Raw genomic sequence first — 15,035 nt, 5'->3', positions numbered from 1 at the left:
CTATTAGAGACAGCCTTTTTAGCTGATAAACGGATTAGAGGTTCAATGTATGTAATGTTTGTCGAAAAATAGAGGAATTTGTTAAGTGGGTGTATAATTAATACATTATAGACTACGTTTAAAGGAGATCAATATGGGAGTGTATTGGGGAACGAAAAGACATTCTTGGCTTAGCTATGTCTCGTTTTGGTTAAGTATTTTATTCTTTGTTGCTTTTTTAATTGAAGTGTTCGTATTTAAAACACTTTCAAATAGTTCATTACAAATCGTTAAATATTTTTATTTGATATTTGTCCCATTAAATATCATTCTTAGTTTAAGGTTATTATCTAAGAAGAATGAAAAGAAAATATTACCGATTTTTAGTTTAATTGTATCACTATTATTTGCAAGTTTAATTATAGTATTAGCATTAGCAGCTACAGGAAAAGGCTTATGAGGAGAGTGATATAAATTACTCTTCTTTTTTGTGGGATTTTTTAAGTAGTGTAAAAGAAATAAGGGAAGTGATAAGTTATCAGTAAGGGGGACGTACTAGTGAATAGAGAATGAACTGAAAATACTATATGTTTTGTATGTGTTTATAAAGCAAATGAATGCGGTAAGATTCGTGATATATGGTACAATAAACATGGATAGTGATAGAGATAAAGGGTATATAAAATACTCATCGTTTTTTAGTAAGAGAGGGGTTATCTTATGCTATACGAGGGTTTGATGACATTATTCCAAGCTGCGCCGATAGAATTGGATAGAGGCGGCTGGAAATATATAATCCAGGAACAAAATGATAATTATGAAATTGTTGATGAAATGTTAAAAAAGAAAATGAATGTTGAATTGTATTTTAATGAGTATGATGAGGTGAAAATCACTTTATATAAAGATGGAAGCCCTATTACTACTATGCAAAGAATTGCTATTTCAAAAGTTGAGTTAGATGAAGAGGAAGAAGGCATTCAATTCGTATTAGAACGCATGCCAAGTCGAATGATTCGTTTGCAATTAAAGCCATACCTTGCAGTAGAAATGGGGCCGTACTGGGAAGTATGTGAAGACTGTGAATGAACATGAAAAAACATCCGTATATACGGATGTTTTTTCATGTTTTTTGAAGTTGTTTAAAGGCAATAATCGGTAGTAAAATGATGCTCACCCAACCGATAATAGGGTATAAAATATGAAGTAATTCACTATATCCGATGAAACTAAAGCAATAACTAATTAGTAATATGAAGTAAATAATGTTATTACTTTTCCATCCGGTAATGGATTGCATTTGTTTTGTCATTCCGAATATATTCCCAACTAATGTTGTGAATACTTCACCAAAAATGATAAGAACAAAGAAAAAATGGAAAGTTGCATTAAACCTTCTTACAACTTCAGCCATTGGGATGTTATATTGATAAAATTGATCAACTGATAACATTGCTAAATGGCTACATAATAAAATAAAGCAAAGCCCCGCGCCTCCTAAAATGCCACCCCATAAAATAGCTTTTCGATCTTTTACTTCACTGGCCAATGGGACGAGAACACTTTGGGCGAGAGAAAGATTTAATGCGACATATGTAATAGGGCTAGTAATCCATTTCATATTCCAACTTTCGGTAGGAACAGTTTCAATAATAGGAGTTGTACCATGAATAAAGGTTGTAATAGCAAGTCCGATAATAAAAATCATCATAATAGGTACGACAAGTGTATTCACTTCAAAAACACCTTGTAATCCCCGGCTTCCAATAATGAGGCAGGCGATGACTGTGATGAAAATACCAAGTTGTCTCGGGAGACGGAGTTGTTCTTCAAATACTGCCCCGGCTCCTGATAACATAACGCTAGTTACGCCAAATAATACGAGTAATAATAAAGTATTTACGACATTTCCAAATACATCCCCAAATAAATATTTATTAAATTCTTGCGCTGAAAATGCCCCGATTTGTGATGAAAGTAACATCATTTTTGTACCGAGCCAAATAAAAAAAAATCCACTTATACATATGCCAATGGTCCCATACAATCCGTTAACTGTAAAAAATTCAACAATTTCTCGCCCAGTAGCAAATCCAGCTCCAACGACCGTTCCGATATAAGTAGCAGCGACTTTCTTTGCTACTTGCCATTGTTGATTGTCCATGTTATCCCTCTTTCTTCTATGATGAGCTTGACTTACTATTATGCATATGTGTGAGCTTGGACAATTAGACATATGAAGTAGTTGAAAGGATACATGAATTATATGATATTAGGGAAATATTAAGGTTGTTAAAACTTTATTACATATAAGCTGTTCATTCGGAAGAATAGGGAATGTATGGTAAAATGAAGTTAGGTTATTAAAAGATAGTAACATGATAAGAGGAGTGGATTGTATGAGTACGAAAACAAATGTTGTTGAAGTATTAAACAAGCAGGTAGCAAACTGGAATGTATTATATGTGAAACTGCATAATTATCATTGGTATGTGACAGGACCACACTTCTTTACATTACATGAGAAATTTGAAGAGTTTTATAATGAAGCAGGAACGTACATTGATGAGTTAGCAGAGCGTATTTTAGCGTTAGAAGGAAAACCGTTAGCGACAATGAAAGAGTATTTAGCAACTTCAACTGTAATCGAAGGGACAAGCAAAGAGTCTGCAGAAGAAATGGTACAAACTTTAGTAAACGATTTTTCTGCACTTATTCAAGAATTAAAAGAAGGTATGGAAGTAGCTGGTGAAGCTGGTGATGAAACGTCAGCTGATATGCTATTAGCAATTCATACGACATTAGAACAACATGTATGGATGTTAAGTGCATTCTTAAAATAAACATAAATTGATTTTTAAAAAACTCTATCGAAAAATTCTTTCAATAGAGTTTTTTATAATTTTTCAGTTTTCTTTTATGCTATAATATAGTAAAAAGGAGGCGATACGATGTTTCGCTTTTTCAGAACTGGAAAAGAAGATAGGGAAATTACGAAAGACGAATTAGAACAAGCGATGGCTAAGTTTCTAGAAACAAATGCTAATATCGTTTATACAGTCTTAGTAAATGATGATTACACAGTAAATTATGATTTGTTAAAGCCATATTTACCTGCATTTCCAACAAATTTTTTTCTGATAACGAAGGAAACGCTTGAAGTATTTGAACATACAGAAGAAAATTTAAACCTAGTTAAAGAAATTGATATCGTACAAAAGGCCGTAGATCAATATGTAACAGAAAAAGAAATGTTCCCAATTGTTGAAGATAGTGAAGATCGCCTCATATGCGGAGTGAAGCTAGGACCATATTTAAATCGTATATTAAAAAGAAACTTATATATTTCAGAAAAGCATTATCTAGTTTCAAGTAAACCAGATAAGAAAAAAAAGAATAGTGGGCAGATGTTATGAGAACAACAATAATATTATTGTTGTCTTTTTTTGTTGACAAAACATTGATTTTTCAGTCTATTTAACTTTATACTACAACTAGTGGATAGGAAGGAGTGGTGTATTATGCGTATACATACATTAATTATTAAATATCATTTTGAGAATCAGGTATTGTTAAGTTGAATTGTAGAATTCACCTACTTATACCGTGACCCTAGAATGATAGGAATATTGGAGAAACAATTATTATAAAAGGTTACGGGGGAATTTCTATATGAAAAATAGTATGACTTATATTAAGTTATTAAATGAAACGTTACATTGTTATGCAAATAAAGGAAGTTTTGAGGCGTATTCTTACATAATGAAAAACGCTAAAGATGTAATGGGTAATGAAGCGCAAATATATAATTTTAAATATGCATTAGCAAGTGCAGCAGGACTTGAAGAAGAAGCGTTGCATTTAATGAAGAAAGCAATTATAGAAAATGGATTTTGGTACGGAAGTGAGTATTTAATTTCCGATGATGATTTAAAACCACTACATAAATTTGAAGAGTTTCATAGAATGGTTCAATTATGTAAAGAAAGAGAAGAATTAGCAAAGAAATCGGAACAAGCAGACGTGAAATATACATACAGCAAACAAAATGAAAATCTATTAATAACGCTGCATGGGGATCAAGAAAATATACAAATAATAGAACCATATTGGAACTCTGTAATGGAACAAGGTTTTATGCTAGCGTTGCCTCAATCTTCCCAAATTCAATTTTCAGATGGATATGTTTGGGATAATGTCGAAAGAGGAAGAGAAGAGTTAAAAGGACATTACAATAAGATTATATTGAATAATACATTTGAAAATATTATTATTGGTGGCTTTTCTGCTGGGGCAAGAGTAGCGTTACATTCCATGTTACAAGGTGAAATAGAAGTGAACGGTTTTATTTTTGTGGCACCTTGGCTCCCGAAAATGGAAGAATGGGAAGAAATGATTGGAATATTACATGATAAAAGCATAAAAGGATATATAATATGCGGGAATCAAGATGAAGATTGTTTTGAAGGTACACAGCAATTTGTACAGTTATTAAAGGATAAAAACATAGAACATAAGTATAAAGTTGTGCCTAACTTAAATCATGATTATCCTCATAATTTTGATGAGTTATTAAAAGAAGCTATTGAATATATAGGAAGCAAAAACAATTGATTGGTAGTAAGAAAGGGAGATGCATCATATGTGATGTATCTCCCTTTCGCTATTATAAATTAAAAGCGTCTGCCAATAGGCGATAAGAGTTTAATTTATCTTCAAATTGATGAGTGATTGTGACAATCATAAACTCTTCAGTATTATACGCTTTGCTTAAGTTTAATATTTTTTCTTTCACAGAAGACGGATCACCGACGATCATACGTTGACGATTTTCTTTTATACGGAATAGATCATAAGTACTATACGAATAATTTTGAGCAGTTTCAATAGAAGGAGTACCAGTAGTCCGTTTTCCTTGTTCTAATAGTAAAATCGATAAATCAAGGCTTGATGCAATCTTCTCCGCTTCTTCATTTGTTTCTCCGCAAATAACAAAAATAGATACGATTGATTTTGGTTTATCACCTAAATAGGAAGGTTGGAATTGTTCGTGATAAGCTTTCATTACTTCAGGGCCACCGTATCCGTTAATGAACTGTGCAAATGCAAAAGAAGCGCCTTGTTTTGCGGCAATCATTGCACTTTCTCCGCTAGAACCGAGCATCCACATTTCAGGAGATGTTGTGATAACTGGAGTAGCCTTTAAGTTTGCATAATGATGATTTTCTGGTACTTGATCATGTAAGTACATAGCAACATTTGCAATTTGTTCTGGATATTGATCAAGTGAGACCATTTTACCTTCTTGAAGTGCACGAGTTGCTATCGGCATACCACCAGGTGCTCTCCCGACACCAAGGTCGATGCGGCCCCTATAAAGTGCTTCTAGAACGCGGAAATTCTCGGCAACTTTATATGGACTATAATGTGGCAGCATAACACCACCAGAACCAACTCTAATACGATCAGTTTTCGCGGCAATATGTGAAATGAGTATTTCTGGACTTGAACCAGCTAAGCTAACTGAATTATGGTGCTCGGATACCCAAAAACGTGTGAATCCTAGTTTTTCAACTTCTTGTGCAAGCGTAACTGTATGTGAAATAGCTTGGGTTGCTGTGCTACCATCTGAAATAGGTGATTGGTCTAATACACTTAATTTGATCATAGAATATACCTCTCAATCTTAATGTACATTCTATTATATATTTACTTACGAAAAATGCGTAGTGAAATGCTCACACAAAAAAGAGGGTGATATTATATCCGCTTTTAACGAGAGAATCCTCGTTCATAATGATTCATTTCGACTAAGTTTAATATATATTCGTAGTTATCGATCTCGAGTTTTATTTGTTCACGTTCTTTATTAGATAATTTCATATTACTAAGTTTTTTGCATAGGTGTTGTTTCTTTAATTCCAAATGCTTTTTTGTAGCATGGTAGTCATAAGTATGTTTCATTTATCTAACTCCTTCCTTACCGTTTCCTTATTATATGAAGCATGGGGAGATGCGAGAGCTATACCTTATGTATTTTTAGTGAATATTCCAATTGCTATGGTGTTATGTTTATAGGAACTTATGAATAAAATGCACTAAACCACTAATGCATATTTTATGAAGTAAGGGGTGGAATTGTGCAGAAAGATATAATGTTTAACACTGAGATGGATGAAACGTTAAAAGTTATAGATAAAGGATTGAAGAAGACGACACGCCCGAAACAAATTATTGTAGTAGGGGCTGGTATGGCGGGATTAGTTTCGGCATCTTTATTAAAGGCTGCAGGACATCAAGTGAAGATTTTTGAAGCAAACAACCGTGTAGGGGGCCGGATAGAGACGGTTAGAATGGAAGATACCGGATTATATCTAGATGTTGGAGCGATGAGAATACCATATTCGCACACATTGACGATGGCTTATATAAGAAAATTCGGGCTCCAGGTGAGTCCTTTTATGAATCGGAATGAAACAGATATTATATATGTTAATGGCCGAAAAACGACATTGCAACAATACGAAAAAGATCCAAGTATTTTAAGATATCCCGTTGAAATGAATGAAGTTGGGAAAACATCTGAAGAATTATTATTATTAGCAGTACAGCCAATTATAAATTTTATTAAAAAAAATCCAGAAAAAAATTGGGATATTGTAGTAAAGGATTTTGGGAGATACTCTACAGGTCAATTTTTAAAGTATCATCCTTATCAATATAATACGTATTTTTCACCGGTAACGATCGAGATGATTGGTGTTCTATTAGATTTAGAAGGTTTTTTGGAAAGGTCATTCGTTGAGACATTAAGATTTTTATATATTATGCAAGAGGAAAGTGGATTTTGCGAAATAATAGGTGGGAATGATAGATTACCAAAGTCTTTTTTACCACAATTAGAAGAAAATATTATATATAATCAAAAATTAATGAAGCTTCATCAACAAGCCAATGGTGTAACAGCCTATTACCGAAATGAGGAAACTTTTGAGTATAGTAGTATAACTGGCGATTTAGTTATTGTTACAATTCCTTTTTCAACAATGCGATTTGTAGAAGTAGATCCATTTGATTCGATATCTCATGCGAAGTGGAAAACAATTCGCGAATTGCATTATATGCCGGCTACAAAAATAGGGATTCAATTTAAAAGTCGTTTTTGGGAGGAACAAGGGCAATTAGGTGGGAGAATTATAACAGATCTTCCTATACGTTATGCGTATTATCCAAGTCATGGAATCAGTTCAAAAGGACCAGCCATTATGCTTGGGAGTTATACGTGGTCATACGATGCATTACTATGGGATGGTTTATCAAAAGGGGATCGTATCTATTACACATTACAAAATTTAGCAACGATATTAGGTGGTCAAGTATATGATGAGTTCATGTCTGGAATATCAAAGAGTTGGACATTAGATCCATATGCGCTTGGAGGGTTTGCACTATTTCAAGCTGGCCAAGAATCTGAATTACAGCCAGTCATTGTAAAACCTGAGGGGAGAATATATTTCGCTGGTGATCATACAACGCTGTATCACGGATGGATTCAAGGTGCGATTGAATCCGGAGTGCGTGTGGCGGTAGAGGTAAATGATTCGAAAGTATAAAATTCAGAAAGTTCTTTACTGTCTACCTTGAGATGGATATTATTAAATACAAAAGAATTATGGGGAGTGTTTAATTTGAATCCATTATTATTCGATTTTCCTTCTGAATTTTATACCGAAAGGCTTTTAATTCGAATGCCAAAACCAGGTGACGGTAAGGTTGTATATGAAGCGATTCAAGCTTCAAAGAAAGAATTAAGGCCTTGGATGGTTTTTGCACAAAAAGAGCAAACAGAGGAAGAAGTGGAAGAGAGTATTAGAAAATCGCATATTCAATTTTTGCAGCGAGAAGATTTGAGATTACTAGTGTTTTCGAAAGAAACTGGCGAGTTTATTGCATCTGCCGGATTACATCGTATTAATTGGGATATACCTCAATTTGAAATCGGGTATTGGGTTGATTCAAGATTTAGTGGAAAGGGCTATATGGTAGAGGCTGCAAAAGGTATAACAGATTATGCTTTCACTGAACTGAAAGCAAACCGCGTAGAAATTCGATGCGATTCTCTAAATAAGAAGAGTAGAGCGATACCTGAGAAATTAGGCTTTAAATTAGAGGGTACTTTAGAAAGTGCGAGTGTTGCGGTAGATGAAAATGGATTAAGAGATATGTGTGTATTTGCAATGACGAGAAATACATATGAAAAAGAAGAGCTGTAAAGAAACAGCTCTTCTTTGTGTGTGTTATGGTACAGGATGTCCATTAGAGCTTTCGAAAATTGTAAACCATTGTTGGCGGTCTAAGTCAACTTTTGTAGCAAGAGCGGCTGTTTTCACACGATCTAATTTACCAGAGCCAACGATTGGCATCATGTTAGCTGGATGAGCGAGTAACCATGCATACATAACAGTATCGATGCTAGTAACACCTAGTTCAGTAGCAACTTTTTGTAAAGTTTCACGTACACGTATGGCGCGTTCTGATTGACCAGTAAAGATTTCACCACCAGCAAGAGGTGACCAAATCATTGGATTGATTCGTTTTTCTTGGCATAAATCAATCGTACCTTTTTCAAAATGCTCCATTTGCATCGCAGATACTTCAATTTGATTTGTAATGAGCGGGAAATCTAAATACGAACTTAACATATTAAATTGTGAAGGTAAAAAGTTAGATACACCGAAGTGGCGAACTTTGCCTTCTTGCTTTAAGCGTGAGAACGCTTCTGCCACTTCAGTTGGATCCATAAATGGATCTGGACGATGGATGAGCAATACATCAATATAATCTGTATGTAAGTTTTGTAATGAATCTTCCGCGCTTTTTATTATATGTTCAGCACTCGTATTGTAGTGAGCAACATATCGCTCTGGAAATTTAGGTGATGGGGGAGCGATTCCACATTTAGTGATGATTTGCATATTTTCGCGTAAGGAAGGCTTTAATTGTAACGCTTCTCCAAACAATCCTTCACACGTATACCCACCATAAATATCAGCGTGATCGAAAGTAGTAATCCCCAAATCCATACAGTCTTCAATAAAAGAAAGTAACTCTTGCTTTGTCATATTCCATTCTGCTAAACGCCAAAAACCTTGAATAATACGAGAAAATTCTAGCGTTTCGGCCATTTGAACTCGTTCCACTATAAGTACCCCCTATATGAATGAATAATATTTTTAAAAAGGCTTTCTTACTACGTATTATTATATAGTTACAGGGTCGTACATACAATAAATATGTTTTGCTACAAAAACGATTTTTTCTATATGCTATAATGTAGAAACATAGAGCTATAAGGAGATGTAAGGGATGATTCCAGTAACAATATTAACTGGTTTTCTTGGGTCAGGGAAAACGACTTTATTAAATCGTATTTTATCAGAAAATCACGGTAAGAAATTAGCGGTGATTGTAAATGAAATCGGGCAAATTGGTATTGATAATCAATTGATTATGAATGTTGAAGAAGAAATTATGGAAATGACAAACGGTTGTTTATGCTGTACTGTGCGTGAAGATTTACTTGTTGCTTTAAAACAATTACTGGATGTGAAAGCAGAAGGGAAAATGGACTTTGATGGATTAGTAATTGAAACAACAGGTCTTGCAAATCCAGGTCCGATTATTCAAACTTTCTTTTTAGATCCAGTTATTCAATCTGCATACCAAATTAACGGTGTTGTAACAGTTGTAGATAGCTATCATATACATAAACATTTTGAAAAGGGACTAGAAGCAAAAGAACAAATTGCCTTTGCTGATGTTGTGTTAGTTAATAAATTAGATTTAATTGAAGAAAATGAGAAAGAAAATCTCTTGCATGAACTTCAAGGAATTAACCCGACTGCAAAGTTAATCGAGGCGACTAACTGTGAGGTAGATATTCCATCGTTATTACAAATTCAAACGTTTAAAACGAAAGATACGCTGCAAATTTACCCTCATACAGAACATAACCATCTAGAAGGTGTAAAATCGTTTGTACTACGTGAAGAACGTCCGTTAGATTTACAAAAATTGAATGAGTGGATGTCAGCTGTCGTTCAGGAACTAGGGGAGCATTTATATCGCTACAAAGGAATTTTATCTATTGATGGAGTAGATAAACGTATTGTTTTCCAAGGTGTGCATACGTTATTTGCTGCTTCGTACGATAGAGAGTGGCAAGAGGGCGAAGAGCGAGTAAGCGAAGTAGTTTTCATCGGAAGAGATATTAATAAAGAATGGTTCCAAGAACATTTTGAAGAATGTGTGAAATAAGTCTGCTTAAATCGCAGGCTTATTTTTTATGAGCATTTTAATGAGGTAATACTAGATTACAAAAATGAAGTATATAAGGGAAAGAAACTAAAAATAGAAAACATAACATTGATAAATGCATAATAAAAAGCCTGTTTTCACAGGCTTGTATTTTCATCTATAAGTAATTCCATTACAACACCTACAACTGGACCTTCGTCATCAATATCCCCATTTAAACGGAAGCCAAATGACTCATATAGTCCCATTGCGTGTTTGTTGTCAGGATGTAAACTTAAATAAATTATTTTACATTCGAATTTTTGTTGCAAGAATTGAATTAGTAAGCGAAGGAAATGTTTTGCGTATCCTTTTCCTTGAAATTGTTGGTCAATCATAAAACGATCTAACCATACGCTTTCATGTTTTTGGGAATACCAACCGTACATTGCGTATCCAACGAGTGTTTCTTTGTCATATAAGCCTACTGACGTTCCGTTCTCTTCATATAATGATTCCGCTAAAGAAAACGCATTGCTTTCAATAAACTGCTGCTGGTCTTTTGCTACGTCTAAAGCAGCAACTGAACGCCAATTATTTGCTGTTACTTCACAAATGTGAAGATCCATAGTTCCAACTCACCTTCTAAATTAGTATAGCTTACAAGCTAATATGGATAATTCTACTTGTTATTTCGATCAAGTCAAGGATAAATACATAAAAAGGCAGCTGAATGACATATTCAGCTGCCTAGAAAATATAGTTGATTAGTTTGTTGCTTCTTTTAAAGTATTTACGTTTTCTTCCATTAATGTGAAGTAATCTTTATTGTTCTTTGCATCATCCTCAGAAATAGTAGCAAGGTGATTTAAGCGTAAAATTTTTGTACCTGTTTCTTTTTGAATAACTGATGCCACTTTTGGAGTAGAGAATGTTTCAAATAAAATATATTGTAGACCGTGCTCTTTTACTGTTTTTGTAATGTCAGCAAGCTGCTTTTGAGATGGTTCATCAGATGCTGAAATTCCAGCGATTGGAATTTGTTTCAAACCGTATCGTTGTTCCCAGTAGCCGTAAGCTGCGTGTGAAACTAATATTTCTTTCGTTTTTGCATTTGCAACAACTGCTTTAAATTGATCATCTAAATCAGTAAATTTTGTTTGTAGTGCTGCAAAGTTTTTTTCGAACTCTTTTTTATGTTCAGGCTGTAATTCTACAAGTGCATTTTTAATTTTTTCTGCTTGTTTCATCGCAAGAGTAGGGTCTATCCAAACGTGTGGGTCTTTATCGTGATGATGTTCATCTTCTTTATGACCGTCTCCATGATCGTGCTGCTCTTCTTCAGATGAAGCACGAAGTTCGATATCTTTAGATGCATTTACAATTTTTACGTTTTCTTTTTTTAATGATTTTTCCATTTTTTCGGCAAATGGTTCTAATTCTGCGCCGTTATAAACAAATAAATCGGCTTTCGCCACTTGTACAGTCTGCTTTTGACTTGGTTCAAATGTATGAGAATCCGCACCAGGTGGGTAAATTGTTTCTACATTTACATAATCACCACCGATTTTTTTTGCAAAGTCAGCGAGTGGGAAAATGGTTGTATAAACAGAAAGTTTCCCATCTTTTTTCGCTGCACTATCTTTGTTGTTAGAACATCCAGCAAAGATGAGTGTGAAAATAAGTATAAATGAAAATAGAGCTAATTTTTTAGGCATATAATTCTCCTCTTTTCTTTTTTACAATTATATTTTCTCCAAATATAAGAAGAAAATATCGGTTTAATACAAAACGGAATAATTACGTTTTAGTTTGCGAACCTAGTATAATACATCTTTATGAAAGTTGCAATAAATAATAATCATTACGATTTGATTTTGTAATAAATCTGTCAAAAAGAAAGGTATTAATTTTTATGATTGGTGCATATGTGACAATGTTACTTTCATATATTGGGAGGGAGCAGAAAAAAGGGGATGAGCGCTTGGGTTACTTCATGGAAGCTATCTTATTAATACTTGCGGTTGTTTTGCCATTATCTTTTGTTTTAATTTTTTTAAGGAGATTAATAAGTAATTTAGGAGATGCTACAACAATTACGAAATTGCCAGCGGAAGAAAAAGAAAAGAAAAAAGAGTAAGTAAAGCACTATACATACGCATAGTGCTTTACTTATGGTAAAATGGGGGAACGGAAACTCCAGTTAGCGACGATTAGCTATAGGAGAGAAAAGTAAATAAAGAGGTATGCATATATATGAATGAACGAACAGCGTTAGTACTTGGTGCAAGTGGATTAGTTGGACAAGAAATAACGCGTCTATTACTTGACTCAGATTACTACGATTCGGTTACTATTTTTGTAAGGGAACCATTACAATTACAGCATGAGAAATTGCAGCAGAAACAGGTGGATTTTTCAGTATTAGAGGAATATAAAGAATTTTTTGCAGTAGATGATGTTTTTAGTTGTTTAGGAACAACGATAAAAAAAGCGAAGTCGAAGGCGAATTTTAAAAAAGTAGATTATGAATATACATTGCGAGCTGCCTGCTTAGCTGAAAAACAAGGCGTGCAAAATTTTCTTGTTATTTCATCAATGGGAGCAAATATTAAATCACTTTTCTTTTACTCGCAAGTGAAGGGGAAAATGGAAGAGGAGCTGAAAAAGCTAGTTATTGGTGGCATACATATTTTCAGGCCGTCATTATTAGTAGGAAATCGACAAGAATATCGTTTTGGTGAAAGAATGGCTGAGAAATTATCTCGTATTCTTCCATTTATATTTAAAGGGGCTTTTAAAAAATATAAACCAATTTCAGCCAAAGATGTGGCGAAAGGAATGTATATAACAGCGCTGCGCGAAGAATCTGGTATTCATATTTATAGTTCAAACGATATTATAGAGATAAAATAAATAAAATCGAGAAGAATAACTTCTCGGTTTTATTTATTAGTTTTAATGTTCCCGGGTGCTCGTCGGTACTGATATGGTTCTTTTGATTCAAAGCCAAGTTTATTGGCTGCTATTCTTGGGAAGTAACTCGCGTCCGATAAAAATTTGCTCTGTTTGTGATCCGGTTGTAATTAATCCTACCGCACCAGTTGCGATGTTAATATGCTACTTAATTGAATTTTCTTACATTTTATCATTCTCTTTTTTGTTTCTCTAATAAAACGCTTATACGAAAAATTTCGTCTATTCGTGTTACAATAAATGATATGTAATGAATTGGAGGATGACATATGTACCAGGCTTATTATGATAGTGAATTAGGTTTGTTAGAAATTACAGCGAACGAAGAAGGAATTACGTCTGTTATATTTGTTGATGAAAGACAAGAAGAAAATACAAATGGAATGATAGATCAATGTATAAATGAGCTGGATGAATATTTTAAAGGAGAAAGAAAAGAGTTTACAGTTCCCTTGTCTGCTGAAGGAACACTATTCCAAAAGAATGTATGGGATGCACTTTACACTGTACCATATGGCGTAAGTGCTTCATATTTAGATATTGCGGAGAAGGTTGGTAATACGAAAGCTGTACGGGCGATAGGAGGGGCAAATAGCCGGAATCCAATTTCAATTATCGTTCCATGTCATCGTGTAATAGGAAAGAGTGGAAAACTTGTTGGGTATGCGGGTGGTTTATGGAGGAAAGAGTGGTTATTGAAGCATGAAGGCATTTTAAAATGAAGTATGGATGGAAAGAGGGATTGTTTTGAAATGTATAAATTGTGGGCGACCTTGTATTAATGATCAGTTGAATTGTGCGAATTGTCAAAGAAACTTGCATAATGAACAAGGTGAAGAAAGCTCGCTAATAGACAAAGAATTAGAAGTATATGTAGGGAGACAATATCCATATTACAAAAGAAAATGGGAGCTTGAGAATAAGCGAATTGCTAGGTGGAGCTGGAATGGTTGGGCTGCTATTTTTAATGTAGGTTGGCTTGGATATCGTAAGTATTACTTACCTGCTGCTTTATTTATACTGTTATTAGTAGCATGTGATGCATTTTCTTATTATATGGGGTTCAACGTAGCATTGCCAATCATTAATATGGTGCCTCTTACGTTTTTATTACTCATTTTCATTCTATTTGGGATGGGGATTTTTGCAAATGGATTATATTATCAATTTGCGGAAAGGCGTATATATCGAATAAAAGCACGGGGAATTAAAGATGAATCGGTTGAAAATTATCTGATCCGTGATAGCGGTGGAACGAGTAAAATGGGAGCAACAATCGTTACTATTTTAGCAGTTGCTAGTATTATTTTCAGTCATTTCTTTTTTCCGACTGATCGAGATATTATACAAAAAGTACGTACAAGTTCGCTTTATGAATATCCGTTCTTTTCGATAGGTGAATCGTTTGAAAGCTATTTTAAAAATTCAGGGTGGATATATTATCGTGGTTCGGAAGGTATGGAATTAGTAGAATTTCAAGGATACAGCCCAGGGATGCCAAGACAAAAAGTTACAATTCAATTTATTGTTGATTATAAATTGAGTGAAATTGAGCCATATTCCCTTACGATTAATGGTGAATCTAAAAATGAAGAAGAGTTTTTGAAGATGATGGAAGAAATATTCAAGGTTCAAAATCCGTTTGAAATAGAGGATGGATTGCAAGTAAATGCTATTCAACAAAGCGGAGGGAAAGCAATTTCTGACCGCTTTTTTTCTTTTTATGAAAATAAACATTTAAAATAATCAGAATTTTTTGTATAATAAAATATATTATACAAGTT

At 34.0% G+C, this 15,035-nt stretch carries 18 protein-coding genes and 1 pseudogene; 12 read left to right on the top strand and 7 right to left on the bottom strand.

All coding sequences use genetic code 11. The annotated features are described in order from the left end of the window. Positions 1-133: 133 nt before the first annotated feature. Positions 134-439 (top strand): hypothetical protein, encoded by a 306-nt coding sequence (locus tag MKX77_RS14415; RefSeq protein WP_341307012.1) that lies wholly within the window; start codon positions 134-136, stop codon positions 437-439. Positions 440-699: 260 nt separating this feature from the next. Further along, entirely contained in the window at positions 700-1,068 is a 369-nt protein-coding gene (locus MKX77_RS14410) for a DUF3979 family protein (RefSeq protein ID WP_199671645.1), read from the top strand. A gap of 34 nt (positions 1,069-1,102) precedes the next feature. Here MKX77_RS14410 and MKX77_RS14405 read toward each other — a convergent pair whose 3' ends face one another. After that, positions 1,103-2,143, bottom strand: coding sequence for a YkvI family membrane protein (locus MKX77_RS14405; RefSeq protein ID WP_215556082.1), 1,041 nt, complete (start codon positions 2,141-2,143; stop codon positions 1,103-1,105). 235 nt (positions 2,144-2,378) lie between these two features. Here MKX77_RS14405 and MKX77_RS14400 point away from each other — a divergent pair, with 235 nt between their 5' ends. From MKX77_RS14400 to MKX77_RS14390, 3 genes are all read left to right on the top strand, one after another. After that, on the top strand, positions 2,379-2,822 hold the full coding sequence (locus MKX77_RS14400; protein WP_002200786.1) for a Dps family protein: 444 nt from the start codon (positions 2,379-2,381) through the stop codon (positions 2,820-2,822). 108 nt (positions 2,823-2,930) lie between these two features. Beyond that, on the top strand, positions 2,931-3,395 hold the full coding sequence (locus MKX77_RS14395; RefSeq protein ID WP_000488199.1) for a DUF3939 domain-containing protein: 465 nt from the start codon (positions 2,931-2,933) through the stop codon (positions 3,393-3,395). A 256-nt stretch (positions 3,396-3,651) separates the two neighbouring features. Beyond that, positions 3,652-4,593 carry an alpha/beta hydrolase gene (locus tag MKX77_RS14390; RefSeq protein ID WP_341307011.1) on the top strand — a complete coding sequence of 314 codons (942 nt, stop codon included), beginning with the start codon at positions 3,652-3,654 and terminating at the stop codon, positions 4,591-4,593. Between the two features lie 52 nt (positions 4,594-4,645). On the opposite strand, the gene MKX77_RS14385 is transcribed toward MKX77_RS14390, so the two are convergent. Both MKX77_RS14385 and MKX77_RS14380 read right to left on the bottom strand, forming a co-directional pair. Further along, positions 4,646-5,647 carry an LLM class flavin-dependent oxidoreductase gene (locus MKX77_RS14385; RefSeq protein WP_341307010.1) on the bottom strand — a complete coding sequence of 334 codons (1,002 nt, stop codon included), beginning with the start codon at positions 5,645-5,647 and terminating at the stop codon, positions 4,646-4,648. A 104-nt stretch (positions 5,648-5,751) separates the two neighbouring features. Beyond that, positions 5,752-5,943, bottom strand: a complete 192-nt coding sequence (locus MKX77_RS14380) for a DUF3896 family protein (protein ID WP_016104605.1) — start codon at positions 5,941-5,943, stop codon at positions 5,752-5,754. A 176-nt stretch (positions 5,944-6,119) separates the two neighbouring features. On the opposite strand from MKX77_RS14380, the gene MKX77_RS14375 reads away from it, so the two are divergent. Both MKX77_RS14375 and MKX77_RS14370 read left to right on the top strand, forming a co-directional pair. Then, entirely contained in the window at positions 6,120-7,592 is a 1,473-nt protein-coding gene (locus MKX77_RS14375) for a flavin monoamine oxidase family protein (RefSeq protein ID WP_341307009.1), read from the top strand. Between the two features lie 75 nt (positions 7,593-7,667). Then, positions 7,668-8,252, top strand: a complete 585-nt coding sequence (locus tag MKX77_RS14370) for a GNAT family N-acetyltransferase (RefSeq protein ID WP_341307008.1) — start codon at positions 7,668-7,670, stop codon at positions 8,250-8,252. Positions 8,253-8,276: 24 nt separating this feature from the next. Here MKX77_RS14370 and MKX77_RS14365 read toward each other — a convergent pair whose 3' ends face one another. Then, positions 8,277-9,179: an aldo/keto reductase gene (locus MKX77_RS14365; protein ID WP_341307007.1), complete on the bottom strand. Its 903-nt coding sequence runs from the start codon at positions 9,177-9,179 to the stop codon at positions 8,277-8,279. A 166-nt stretch (positions 9,180-9,345) separates the two neighbouring features. Between MKX77_RS14365 and MKX77_RS14360 the strand changes: the two genes are divergently transcribed. Then, the gene (locus tag MKX77_RS14360) at positions 9,346-10,296 is read left to right on the top strand and encodes a CobW family GTP-binding protein (protein WP_002168586.1); all 951 of its coding nucleotides are present in this window, start codon (positions 9,346-9,348) and stop codon (positions 10,294-10,296) included. A 137-nt stretch (positions 10,297-10,433) separates the two neighbouring features. Here MKX77_RS14360 and MKX77_RS14355 read toward each other — a convergent pair whose 3' ends face one another. Together MKX77_RS14355 and MKX77_RS14350 are read right to left on the bottom strand one after the other, a co-directional pair. Beyond that, positions 10,434-10,904 (bottom strand): GNAT family N-acetyltransferase, encoded by a 471-nt coding sequence (locus tag MKX77_RS14355; protein WP_341307006.1) that lies wholly within the window; start codon positions 10,902-10,904, stop codon positions 10,434-10,436. A 138-nt stretch (positions 10,905-11,042) separates the two neighbouring features. Continuing rightward, positions 11,043-11,993, bottom strand: a complete 951-nt coding sequence (locus MKX77_RS14350) for a metal ABC transporter substrate-binding protein (RefSeq protein WP_002031461.1) — start codon at positions 11,991-11,993, stop codon at positions 11,043-11,045. A 197-nt stretch (positions 11,994-12,190) separates the two neighbouring features. Here MKX77_RS14350 and MKX77_RS14345 point away from each other — a divergent pair, with 197 nt between their 5' ends. Continuing rightward, entirely contained in the window at positions 12,191-12,415 is a 225-nt protein-coding gene (locus MKX77_RS14345; RefSeq protein ID WP_215570250.1) for a hypothetical protein, read from the top strand. A 116-nt stretch (positions 12,416-12,531) separates the two neighbouring features. Then, positions 12,532-13,191, top strand: coding sequence for an oxidoreductase (locus MKX77_RS14340; RefSeq protein ID WP_341307005.1), 660 nt, complete (start codon positions 12,532-12,534; stop codon positions 13,189-13,191). Positions 13,192-13,220: 29 nt separating this feature from the next. On the opposite strand, the pseudogene MKX77_RS14335 reads toward MKX77_RS14340, so the two are convergent. After that, a pseudogene (locus tag MKX77_RS14335) lies at positions 13,221-13,395 on the bottom strand (NADPH dehydrogenase); the annotation flags it as partial. Between the two features lie 125 nt (positions 13,396-13,520). Between MKX77_RS14335 and MKX77_RS14330 the strand changes: the two are divergent. After that, complete coding sequence (locus MKX77_RS14330) at positions 13,521-13,973, top strand: methylated-DNA--[protein]-cysteine S-methyltransferase (RefSeq protein ID WP_078181209.1); 453 nt, start codon at positions 13,521-13,523, stop codon at positions 13,971-13,973. Positions 13,974-13,998: 25 nt separating this feature from the next. After that, positions 13,999-14,997 carry a DUF2628 domain-containing protein gene (locus MKX77_RS14325; RefSeq protein ID WP_341307004.1) on the top strand — a complete coding sequence of 333 codons (999 nt, stop codon included), beginning with the start codon at positions 13,999-14,001 and terminating at the stop codon, positions 14,995-14,997. The last annotated feature ends 38 nt before the right edge of the window (positions 14,998-15,035 follow it).

This window comes from Bacillus sp. FSL R9-9410 (assembly GCF_038050385.1).
Classification (GTDB): Bacteria; Bacillota; Bacilli; order Bacillales; family Bacillaceae_G; genus Bacillus_A; species Bacillus_A cereus_U.
This window is presented reverse-complemented; position numbering and strand designations above follow the sequence as displayed.

Bases quoted from the DNA above. Each gene is read 5' to 3' on its own strand.
- MKX77_RS14410 (WP_199671645.1), top strand. From the start codon at position 700: ATGCTATACGAGGGTTTGATGACATTATTCCAAGCTGCGCCGATAGAA.
- MKX77_RS14405 (WP_215556082.1), bottom strand. From the start codon at position 2,143: ATGGACAATCAACAATGGCAAGTAGCAAAGAAAGTCGCTGCTACTTAT.
- MKX77_RS14395 (WP_000488199.1), top strand. From the start codon at position 2,931: ATGTTTCGCTTTTTCAGAACTGGAAAAGAAGATAGGGAAATTACGAAA.
- MKX77_RS14355 (WP_341307006.1), bottom strand. From the start codon at position 10,904: ATGGATCTTCACATTTGTGAAGTAACAGCAAATAATTGGCGTTCAGTT.
- MKX77_RS14400 (WP_002200786.1), top strand. From the start codon at position 2,379: ATGAGTACGAAAACAAATGTTGTTGAAGTATTAAACAAGCAGGTAGCA.
- MKX77_RS14350 (WP_002031461.1), bottom strand. From the start codon at position 11,993: ATGCCTAAAAAATTAGCTCTATTTTCATTTATACTTATTTTCACACTC.
- MKX77_RS14340 (WP_341307005.1), top strand. From the start codon at position 12,532: ATGAATGAACGAACAGCGTTAGTACTTGGTGCAAGTGGATTAGTTGGA.
- MKX77_RS14390 (WP_341307011.1), top strand. From the start codon at position 3,652: ATGAAAAATAGTATGACTTATATTAAGTTATTAAATGAAACGTTACAT.
- MKX77_RS14345 (WP_215570250.1), top strand. From the start codon at position 12,191: ATGATTGGTGCATATGTGACAATGTTACTTTCATATATTGGGAGGGAG.
- MKX77_RS14385 (WP_341307010.1), bottom strand. From the start codon at position 5,647: ATGATCAAATTAAGTGTATTAGACCAATCACCTATTTCAGATGGTAGC.
- MKX77_RS14380 (WP_016104605.1), bottom strand. From the start codon at position 5,943: ATGAAACATACTTATGACTACCATGCTACAAAAAAGCATTTGGAATTA.
- MKX77_RS14415 (WP_341307012.1), top strand. From the start codon at position 134: ATGGGAGTGTATTGGGGAACGAAAAGACATTCTTGGCTTAGCTATGTC.
- MKX77_RS14330 (WP_078181209.1), top strand. From the start codon at position 13,521: ATGTACCAGGCTTATTATGATAGTGAATTAGGTTTGTTAGAAATTACA.
- MKX77_RS14360 (WP_002168586.1), top strand. From the start codon at position 9,346: ATGATTCCAGTAACAATATTAACTGGTTTTCTTGGGTCAGGGAAAACG.